Annotated in this window: 9 protein-coding genes; 3 read left to right on the forward strand and 6 right to left on the reverse strand. The window is 71.7% G+C overall.

What is annotated here, in order from left to right; translation table 11 throughout:
* Positions 1-20 precede the first annotated feature (20 nt).
* The 5 genes from AOK08_RS35030 to AOK08_RS35050 form a co-directional block, all read right to left on the reverse strand.
* On the reverse strand, positions 21-1,031 hold the full coding sequence (locus tag AOK08_RS35030) for a VOC family protein (RefSeq protein ID WP_241827220.1): 1,011 nt from the start codon (positions 1,029-1,031) through the stop codon (positions 21-23).
* A gap of 11 nt (positions 1,032-1,042) precedes the next feature.
* Positions 1,043-2,059 carry an amidohydrolase family protein gene (locus tag AOK08_RS35035; protein WP_055533524.1) on the reverse strand — a complete coding sequence of 339 codons (1,017 nt, stop codon included), beginning with the start codon at positions 2,057-2,059 and terminating at the stop codon, positions 1,043-1,045.
* Positions 2,056-3,216, reverse strand: coding sequence for an FAD-dependent oxidoreductase (locus AOK08_RS35040; protein WP_055533526.1), 1,161 nt, complete (start codon positions 3,214-3,216; stop codon positions 2,056-2,058). Before AOK08_RS35040 ends, AOK08_RS35035 begins: the two co-directional genes overlap by 4 nt.
* Positions 3,217-3,325: 109 nt before the next feature.
* Entirely contained in the window at positions 3,326-4,306 is a 981-nt protein-coding gene (locus tag AOK08_RS35045) for a cyclase family protein (RefSeq protein ID WP_055533528.1), read from the reverse strand.
* On the reverse strand, positions 4,303-5,391 hold the full coding sequence (locus AOK08_RS35050) for a fumarylacetoacetate hydrolase family protein (RefSeq protein ID WP_079054449.1): 1,089 nt from the start codon (positions 5,389-5,391) through the stop codon (positions 4,303-4,305). The genes AOK08_RS35045 and AOK08_RS35050 overlap by 4 nt, the downstream gene beginning before the upstream one ends.
* Positions 5,392-5,521: 130 nt before the next feature.
* Between AOK08_RS35050 and AOK08_RS35055 the strand changes: the two genes are divergently transcribed.
* Both AOK08_RS35055 and AOK08_RS35060 read left to right on the forward strand, forming a co-directional pair.
* A complete protein-coding gene (locus tag AOK08_RS35055; protein WP_055533532.1) occupies positions 5,522-6,466 on the forward strand; it encodes a LysR family transcriptional regulator in 945 nt (314 codons plus the stop codon).
* Positions 6,467-6,636: 170 nt separating this feature from the next.
* Positions 6,637-7,902, forward strand: a complete 1,266-nt coding sequence (locus AOK08_RS35060; RefSeq protein WP_055533540.1) for an MFS transporter — start codon at positions 6,637-6,639, stop codon at positions 7,900-7,902.
* A 113-nt stretch (positions 7,903-8,015) separates the two neighbouring features.
* Here AOK08_RS35060 and AOK08_RS35065 read toward each other — a convergent pair whose 3' ends face one another.
* On the reverse strand, positions 8,016-8,939 hold the full coding sequence (locus AOK08_RS35065) for an SDR family oxidoreductase (RefSeq protein ID WP_055533542.1): 924 nt from the start codon (positions 8,937-8,939) through the stop codon (positions 8,016-8,018).
* A gap of 179 nt (positions 8,940-9,118) precedes the next feature.
* Here AOK08_RS35065 and AOK08_RS35070 point away from each other — a divergent pair.
* Positions 9,119-10,013: LysR family transcriptional regulator (locus AOK08_RS35070; RefSeq protein WP_055533544.1), on the forward strand; the 895-nt coding region annotated here is incomplete at its 3' end.

Genomic DNA, 10,013 nt, shown 5'->3' on the forward strand with positions numbered 1-10,013 from the left:
GTCGAGGGGGGCGAGGGGGGTCAGACAGGCGGGGCGACGAAGACGCCGGGGTCGACGTCGTTGAAGGACTCCTTGGCGACCAGCTCGTTCATCGGGTTCGCCGTGCCCCACTGGTCGGTGACCTCGGGCCGGGAGAAGTCGTAGACGTGCGGATGCCAGGTGTCCTCGTCGAGTTCCTCCAACTCCGTTGTGTACTCGACGGTGTTGCCGTGCGGGTCGAGGAAGTACGTGAACGTGTTGTCGCCCGCCATGTGGCGGCCGGGCCCCCAGATCTTGCGGGCGCCGGAGCGCATCACGCGGCCCGAGCCGCGCATGTACTCGTCCAGGCCGCGCAGTTCGAACGAGACGTGGTGCAGGGAGGTGTGCGGGCCCCTGGCGATGGCCATCGAGTGGTGCCGGCTGCTGATCCGCATGAAGTGCATGACCTCGCCCATGTGCGGCGAGCTGAGCGTGTCGGACAGCCGGAAGCCGAGGTGGCGCTCGTACCAGGCGCGGGTGGCGTCCAGGTCGGGGGAGTTGAGGACGACGTGCGAGAGGCGGACCGGGATGGCCTCCTTCTCCTCGATACGCCGGTGCTGCCGGGCCTCGACGTCCGCCGAGACCTCGATGGTGCGGCCGTCGATGTCGAAGAAGCGGAAGCCGTAGCCGCCGCCGGGGGTGTCGGTCTTGCCCGGCTGCGAGATCAACCGCACGCCGTCCGCGAGGAGTTGCTCGGCGAGTGTGTCCACGTCGGCGGCCGACACGGCACCGTACGACACGAGGTCGAGCCGCTTCTCGTCGGCCTTCCGGAGCCGTACGACGTACTGTTCGGGGCTGCCCTCGGCGGCCAGGAAGGAGATGCCCGAGTCCTCGGCGACCTTGGTCAGGCCCCAGACCCCGGCGTAGAAGTCGAGCTGCTTGTCGTAGTCGGGCACGGCGAGGTCGACGTGCCGCAGGTGCGTGAGCAGGCGGTTGGACGGGTGGTTGGACGGGTGGTTGGGCGAGTGGATGGGCGAGTGGTTGGACGCGTGGTTGGGGAGGGCGTCGGTCATGTCGGGGCTCCTCAGGCGCAGTTGAGGCGCAGCAGCGCTGCCGCGTTGCCGCCGCGTACGGCGTGGAAGTGGGCGTCGGGCAGGTCCGTGGCGGCGCGCAGCGCGCCGACCGGGTCCTCGGTGCCCATGTCGAAGGGGAAGTCCGAGCCGAGCAGGACCCGGTCGGGGCCGGCCACCCGGATCAACTCCCGCAGGACGTACGGGTCGTGGACGAGCGAGTCGAAGTACAGCCGCCTGAGGTAGCTGCTCGGTTCGGCCGCGCAGCCCCGCGTGTCCGGTCTGGCCCGCCAGGCGTGGTCGGAGCGGCCGATGTGGGTCGGCAGATAGCCGCCGCCGTGCGCGGCGATCACCATCAGGCCGGGGTGGCGGTCCAGCACGCCGGAGAAGATGAGATGGGAGAGCGCGACGGCGTTCTCGGTGGGCTGTCCGACCGTGTTGGACAGGTACCAGCGGTCCAGGCGCTCGTCCAGCGTGCAGCCGAAGGGGTGCAGGAAGAGCACGGCGCCGGTCTCCTCGGCGCGCGTCCAGAAAGGCGCGTACGCCGGGTCCGAAAGCTCTCGCCCTGGTGCGTGGCTGGAGATCTCCACTCCACGCAGGCCCAGACCGAGGGCGTGGTCGAGGGCCTCGACGGCCAGCTCCGGGTGCTGGAGCGGGACGAGGCCCAGTCCGTGCAACCGGTCGGGGGCCTGGGCGACATGGGCGGCGGTGCCGGTGTTGGCCAGCTCCCACACCGTGCGGGCGAGGTCCTCGTCGGCCCAGTAGTGGTAGTGCGACGGGGACGGCGAGACCAGTTGGACATCGACCCCGGAGGCGTCCATCGCGGTCAGCCGGGCCTTGACGTCGGTCAGGAGAGGGATGCGGTCACGGATCATCGGGCCGCTGACGGCGAGCGCGTCGGGGCCGTTGCGGCGGGCGTCGAGAGCGCGGGCGGCGGCCAGCCCGGGGTGTCCGGCGACGGCCTCCTCGACCTGCGGAAGCAGGACGTGCGCGTGGACGTCGATGGTCGCCAGGGTGTCCGGGGCCGTCACGGGGTCTCCTTCAGGACGGACATCGTGCGGCCGATCAGGCCGGGCACGTCGGCGTCACGGACACCGTCCAACTGCCACTGGCCGAGCTGCATCGAGGCATCGACGACCATGCGGACACGGCCGATACGGCGCTCGTGGAAGCGGGTCAGCAGGTCGTCGAGGGAGTCGGCCGAGTCCCACGACTCCTCCGTGCTCAGCAGTTCGGCCAGTATGGAGGCGTCCTCCAGCGACATGGCCGCGCCCTGCGCGAGGGTGGGCGGGCAGGCGTGGGCGGCGTCGCCGATCAGGACGACCCGGCCCCGGTGCCAGGAACCCTCGACGAGCAGCCGGTCGAACCAGGTGTAGTTGACCCCGGCCGGGTCGGTGATGCTCGCGGCGATCTCGGGCCAGACGCCGCCGTACGGGGCTGCCAGGCGCCGCATCTCGTCCGCGTACGAGGCCGGGTCGATGGAGGCGCGGTCGCGGTTGGCCTCGACGAGATAGGCGTAGATGGTGTTCTCGCCGGTGGGGCAGTAGCCGGCGATGTAGCAGGGCCCGCCGTAGGCCAGGTCGGTGCGCTCCACGCCCGCCGGGCGGGGTACGGCGACACGCCAGATGGCCATGCCGGTCGGCTCGGGCTTGTCGCCGATGCCGATCATCGCGCGGGTCCGGGAGCTGAGGCCGTCGGCCGCGATGACGAGGTCGTAGCGGCCCTCGGTGCCGTCGCTGAAGCGGGCGGTGACGCCCGTGCCGTCCTGGACCAGCTCGTCGGCGGTGGTGCCGAGGCGGACCGTCGCACCGCTGGTCAGGACCGCCTCGCACAGGATCTCCTGGAGCCGGGGCCGTTGCATGCCGATGGTCGAGGGCAGGTCTTCGCCGCCGGTACGGATGTCCTGCTGGACGTGGAACACCTGGCCGTCGGGCGTGGCCAGGCCCACCGAGTCGAAGGCGTAGCCGCTCTCCCGGACCTTTTCCCACACGCCCAGCTCACGCAGTACGCGCAGCGCGTTGCCCTGGAGGGTGATGCCGGAGCCGAGGACGTTCCAGTCGGGCCTGGCCTCGATCAGATCCACGGCGATGCCCGCTCGCCGCAGCAGCACGGTCACGGCGTTGCCGGAGGCGCCGCCGCCTATGACGAGGACGGTGCGGGGCCGGGAGTGGGGGCGGGTGTCGGTCATGGGGTCTCCCTGCTGTGGAACCGCGCGACATCGAGCGGCGGGGGCGGTGGTGCGGGCCGGATGGCATGGATATGGCTGTCGGGGCGGCTCACTCGGCCCGTACGGAGCGTTACTTGACGGCGATCGGGTTCACGGGCGAGCCGACGGCCCCGGTGATGGGCAGCGGAGCGGCGGTGAGCCAGAACTCGTACCGTCCGTCGGCCGCGCAGTGTTCGGCCAGGGCGTCGAGGTCCCACATCTCGCCTATGAGCAGCCCCATGTTGGGGATGGCGACCTGGTGCAGCGGCTGGAAGGCGTGGTCGAACTCGTTCGGCCGGACCTCGAAACCCCAGGTGTCGGTGGCGATCCCGGCGATCTCGCTGCGATGCAGCCAGCCAGCCGTGGTGAAACTCAGTCCGGGCGAGGGACCGCCCGCGTACTCGCCCCAGCCGTCGCGCCTGGCGCGGGCCAGCCGTCCGGTGCGGACGAGGACGAGGTCGCCCCGGCCGACGGTGACGCCGTGCGCCTCGGCGGTGGCGGTCAGGTGCTCCTCGGTGATGGCGAAGCCGTCGGGCAGTTCGCCGTTGTCGCCGACGACCAGGCCCACGTCGAGGAGGACGCCCCGCCCGGCCACGTACGGCGCCATGTGCTCGATGCCGGTGACGAGGTCGCCGTCGGAGGTGACGACCTTCTCGGCGGGCCGCCCGTTCCATGCCTTGCCGTGGTCGAAGATGTGGCCGAGGCCGTCCCACTGGGTGGAGCACTGCAGCGGCATCGCGATCACGTCGTCGGCGCCGCCGATGCCGTGCGGGAAACCCTGGTTGCCCAGGGCCGCGTCGGTGCCGGTGTCGAGCATGGTGTGCACCGGATTCGTACGCCGCCGCCAGCCCTTCTGCGGGCCGTTCATGTCGAAGCGCTGGGAGAGCGAGAAGCTGACGCCGTCGCGGACGAGTGCCGCGCCCTCGCGGCGCTTTGCGGCGTCCAGGAAGTTCAGCGTGCCGAGGACGTCGTCCTCACCCCAACGGCCCCAGTTCGAGTACGCCTTGGCGGCCTCGGCTATCGCGCCCTCGGCGTCCTTCGCGTCGGGCACGGTGGTGGCGCGGTCGCTCACGGCGTCTCCTCCGCGACGCAGCGGGTGCGCTGGGCGCCGAGCCCGGTCACCGACCCGTCCATCACGTCGCCGTCGCGCAGCAGCCGCCCCCAGTGCATGCCGTTCCCGGCCGGGCTGCCGGTCAACACCAGGTCACCGGGCAGGAGTTGGGCGCTCTGGGAGATGTACGAGACCAGCCGCGCCACGCCGAAGATCATGTCCTCGGTGGACTCGTCCTGCATGGTCTCGCCGTTGAGCTTCAGGGTGACCCGCAGGTCGGACGGGTCGGCGACGGACCCGGCCGGGACGATCCAGGGGCCGAGCGGGGTGAAGCCGGGCGCGTTCTTGCAGCGCAGCCAGTCGGTGCCGATGGCGGGCATGTCCCGGCGGAAGACGGTGGCCCGGTCGGTGAGGTCGTTGGCGATGGTGTAGCCCGCGACGTGGTCGAGGGCCTCTTCCACCGTGACCCGATAGGCGGGGCGGGAGATCACCGCGGCCAGCTCCAGCTCCCAGTCGGGCTTCTTGGCCCAGGACGGCAGTACGACGTCGTCGTAGGGCCCGGTGATCGTGGTCGGCAGGCCGATGAAGACGTACGGGAGGTCATCGGCGGCCCGCTTGTCCATGAGCGCCGCGATCTCCGCGCGGGCCTCCTCGACGGTGCGCGGGTCGTCCTTCGCGCGGTGCGCGGCCTCCAGGTCGATCACGTGCTGCCGGTAGTTGGCGCCGGACTGGAAGATCTGCCGGGGCTCGACGGGCGCGTGCACGGACAGGCCGTCCAGCGGCAGCCAGTCACCGGCAGGATCCCCCGCGAGGACCAGATCACCCGCGAGGTCTGGATCCCCCGCGAGGTCCGGATCACCCGCGAGGTCCGGACCGCCCGCCAGGCGGTGCAGGCGCGGCAGCTCCTCGTCCCAGCGCTCCAGGAGGGAAAGGACGGTCAGCGCGGGCTCGTCCAGCGCCGTACGCAGGTCGAGCACACGGCCGTCCGGCACCACCAGGCCGGGAAACGCGGCGCCGCCCGGAGCGGAGAGAGTGCCGACGGCGAACGGGCCGGCGAAGAGGGGTGCCGAGACGGCTGCGGCTGCGGCTGCGGATTTCACGGAGATGTCCTCCCGATTGCGGTGCCACCAATCTGGCCCGTAAATTGCGATCGGGGAAATCGATTCTCTGGATGATCGGAATCCAGGCGACGAATACCCAGCCGCCGCAGTCTCCTCCTCCGCACCGGGATTTCGCGTGAACCTGGCCAGCCTGGACCTCAACCTCGTCGTCGCCCTGCGCGCCCTCCTGGAGGAACGCAACGTCACCGTCGCGGGCCGGCGCATCGGGCTCAGCCAGCCCGCCATGAGCGCCGCCCTGGCCCGGCTGCGCCGCCACTTCGACGACGAACTGCTCTCCCGGGTCGGCGGACACTACGAACTGACCGCCCTCGGCCTGGCCCTCCTCGACCGCACCGCCACCGCCTGTGACCTGCTCGAACGCGTCTTCACGAGCCAGGCGGTGTTCGACCCCGCGCATGAGGAGCACGAGTTCACCCTGCTCGCCTCCGACTACGCGGTGGCCGTCTTCGGCGCCGACCTGGCCCGCGTCGTCCACACCGAGGCGCCGGGGATCCGGCTGCGCTTCAAGCAGCCCCCGACGGACATCACCGAGAACACGGGGGCACTGCTGAGCACCGCCGACGGGATGCTGCTGCCCCACGGCATCATCGGCGACTTCCCCGCCGTGGAGCTCTACGAGGATCGCTGGGTCTATCTCGTCGCCGACGACAACCCCGAGGTCGGCGAGCGACTCACCCTCGACGACCTGGCCCGGCTGCCGTGGGTGACGTACCAGCGCACGTACGACGCGCCCGCCGCCCGGCAGATCGGCATGCTCGGGATCGAGCCGCGCGTCGAGGTCTCCGTCGACAGCTTCCAGTTGATGCCCCTCCTGGTCGCCGGGACGCGCCGGGTCGCCCTGATCCAGGGGCATCTCGCCGACCGGCTCGACGGACTCGTCCCCGTACGGGTCATGGAGCCGCCCTACGACGCCGTGCCGCTCCGGGAAGCCCTGTGGTGGCACCCGGTCCACACGCACGACGCGGCGCACATCTGGCTGCGGGAGACGGCGGCACGGGTCGCGGAGACCATCCACGGCAAGGATGATCGCGATCCGGCAGATCGATCGGACAGAGGCTAGGCAGGGCAGGGTCGCTCACCCATAGTCGACCCCAGTTCCTCCGCAACTCCCTCCGCAACTCCCTCCGCGACTTCCTCCGCACGCTCCCCCTTCTCGGGGTGTCTGTTCCCCGGTGGCGTGCCGTCTCTCCCCCAATTCGCTCTCCCCAATGCGCCACGAGGAGTTCCCGCATGCCCGCTTCCGTGCCCCCGCCCCCGCCCACTTACGCGGAACCGGCGCCGTCACCCGGCGCGACCCTTCCGGCATCCGGCACCGCGCACCGGCTGCGCGTCGCCCTCCTCATGGCCGGCAGTTGTCTGCCGATCCTCGGGGCCGTCCTGATCGCCCCCGTGCTGCCCAAGATGCAGGACCACTTCGCCCACGTCCCGGGCGCCGCCGCCCTGGTCCCGATGGCCCTCACCGTTCCGGCCCTGGCGCTGGGCCTGCTGGCGCCCTTCGCGGGCGTCATCGTCGACCGGCTCGGCCGCAAGCGTCTGCTGATCGTCGCGACCGTCCTGTACGCGGTCTTCGGCACCGCCCCGCTGTGGCTGGAGTCGCTGGGCGCCATCGTGGCCAGCCGCGCCCTGGTCGGTATCGCCGAGGCCGCCATCATGACCTGCTGCACCACGCTGATCGGCGACTACTACAGCGGCCGGGTACGGGACCGCTACCTCGCCCTCCAGACCATGTGCGCCTCCGCCTCCGCGACCGCCTTCTTCATCATCGGCGGCGCCGCCGGGTCGGCGGGCTGGAGGACCCCGTTCTGGATCTACGCGGTCAGCCTGCTCATCGCCCCCCTGATGGCCATCGGACTGCCGAAGCCGACCGCGACCACGGCCGCCACGCTCCCCACGGATGCCGCAGTCGCCCCGCAGCGCCCGTTCCCCTTCCGGCAGTTGGCCGGGATCTGCGGACTCACCGTGTTCGGGGCCCTCGTCTTCTACACGGTCCCGGTGGAGATGTCCTACCTGCTGGACGACCTCGGCGTGACGGCGACCAGCGTGATCGGTCCGGCCACGGCCGTCGCCAGCGCCGCCACCATGGCCGGCGCGATCACCTTCGCCAAGCTGCGCGGGGCCCCGGCGCCCCGGCTGCCCCTCGTCTTCGCCCTGTGCGCGGCCGGGTTCGCGGTGATGTGGCTCGCGGACAGCGCGCCGTTGCTGATCGTCGGCGCCGTACTCAACTGCCTCGGCACCGGTCTCATGCTGCCTTCCCTGCTCACCATCGCCATGTCCAAGCTGGACTTCGCCGACCGGGGCCGTGGCACCGGCCTGTGGACCGCGTCCTTCTTCATCGGCCAGTTCATCTGCCCGCTGGTGCTGATCGCGGCCGAGTCCGCGCTCGGCACCCTGGCCACCGCCGTCGGCCTGCTCGGCCTGGCCTCGGCCGTCGTCGCGGCGGGCCTCTTCCTGGCCGCCCGGCGCGGGGCCGCGTCCGTCGCACCGCTGCCGCAGTAGCGGGAAGCCGCCAGTAGCGGGAAGCCGCCCTCGGCGGGCGGGTCGAGGGCGGCGCCGTCCGGTACGGACCAGGTGCGTTGAGCGCTGCCGGGCCCGGACCCGGCCCCGGGCGCCTATGAAGCAGGAGCGCTCGCACCCCCCTCGGCGGAGCCGAAGTAGTGCCCCGCCCCCAGGTCCGCCAGCAGTTCGACCCCTGTGGGCCGCCACCCCAGCCGCTCCCGCGTCCAGGTGCTCGACGCCGGAAGGTCGAGTTCGAAGAAGCCGCCCAGCCAGCCGAAGTGGGCGTTCGTGTCCGGGCCCGGGACGGATGTCACCGGCAGGCCCAGCCCCCGTCCGATCGCCTCGGCGATAGCGCGGGTGCTGATGCCCTCCTCGGCGACCGCGTGCAGCCGGGTGCCCGCCGGTGCCGACTCCAGCGCCAGCCGGAACAGGCGGGCGACGTCGGAGCGGTGGGCGGCGGCCCAGCGGTTGGTGCCGTCGCCCGGGTAGGCGGATACGCCCTTGGCGCGGGCGATGTCGACGAGGCGCGGTACGAACCCGTGGTCCCCCTCGCCGTGCACGGTCGGCGGCAGCCGTACGACCGACGCCCGCACCCCGCGCTCGGCCAGCCGCATCACCGCCGCCTCGGAGGCAAGCCGGTACATGTGGGACACGTCGGGGTCGCCCGGGTTGTCCTCCGTCGCCACCACGCCCGGCGAGAAGGCGGTCCCGGAGCAGATGAGCAGCGGCCGGCCGGATCCCGCCAGCGCGTCGCCCAGTGTCTCCACGGCCCGCAGATCGGTCCGCGCGGCCTCGGCGAAGTCGCGGAAGTCATGGACGTACGCGGTGTGGATCACGCCCTCCGAGTCCGCCGCCCCCGCCCGCAGACTGCCGAGGTCGTCCAGGTCACCCCGGTGGACCTCGGCCCCCGTCTCCTTCAGCAGGGCGGCGGACCCGTCCGAGCGGACCATCCCGACGACGTCATGACCCGCACCGAGCAACTCCCGTACGACGGCGGACCCGACGAACCCGCCCGCCCCGGTGACGAACACACGCATGATGAACTCCCCTGCGTTTCCAGCCTCTTTGGTGTCGGCCGGTGTGCTCTCAGCGTGCGTGCGGGCTCGGTTCCGCGTCCAAGACCTGTTCCGGATCGGGCAATGCGCATCAGGCATCACAGCAGTTCAGGATGTACGCACGAGGTTGATGTCCCCAACTGCCGCTCTACGCTGGGCACATGACCGACCTCCCGCACCCGCCACCGGAAGGCCTCCGCCCTGTCCCCGCCCCGGATCTCGATCTGCGCCTCGTGCGCTACTTCACGGTGGTCGCCGAGCAACTGCACTTCGGGCGTGCCGCCGAGATCCTGCGTATCGCCCAGCCGTCCCTGAGCCGGCAGATCCGCGGCCTGGAGAAGGAGTTGGGCGCCCGGCTCCTGGACCGCACCCCGCGGGGCAGCCGTCTCACCGAGGCCGGTGAGGTCTTCCTGCCGCATGCCAGGGCGCTGCTCCGCGCGGCCACCCGGGCCGCCGCGCAGACCCTGGCCGCCGCCGACCCCAGCCGTCTCGTCGTCGGCTACACGTCGAACCTGATCGTCACGCCTGCCGTACGGGAGCTGCGGCGTCGGCACCCGGACGCCGACGTACGGGCCCTGCACCTCAACTGGGACGAGCCCCGCCCCGCGCTGCTGGACCACCGGGTCGATGTCGTGATCGCCCGACTCCCGCTCGCCTCCGCCGAGTTGGAGGTGACCGTCCTCTACGAGGAACCCCGGGTCCTTGTCGTCCCGCTCGACCACCGTCTTGTCGGCAAGGAGTCCGTCACGCTGGACGACATCGCCGACGAACCGTTGCCCCGGGTGCGGGAGGACGCTGCCTGGAACGCGTTCTGGCGGATCGACCCGCGTCCGGACGGCAGCAGGGCGCCGGAGGGGCCGCTGGTGCGGGCCCTGGAGGACAAGTTCGAACTCATCGCCGCCGGGCAGGCGGTGGCGATCGTTCCGGGTGGTCTGGGCGTGGACAGACTCCGTCCCGACCTCACCACGATCCCTCTGCACGGGATCGAGCCGAGCCATGTGGTCCTGGCTACGCGGACGGGCGACCGGGGCCGTCTGCTCGCGGACTTCCGCAAGG

The organism is Streptomyces graminilatus (assembly GCF_001418565.1).
Lineage (GTDB): Bacteria > Actinomycetota > Actinomycetes > Streptomycetales > Streptomycetaceae > Streptomyces > Streptomyces graminilatus.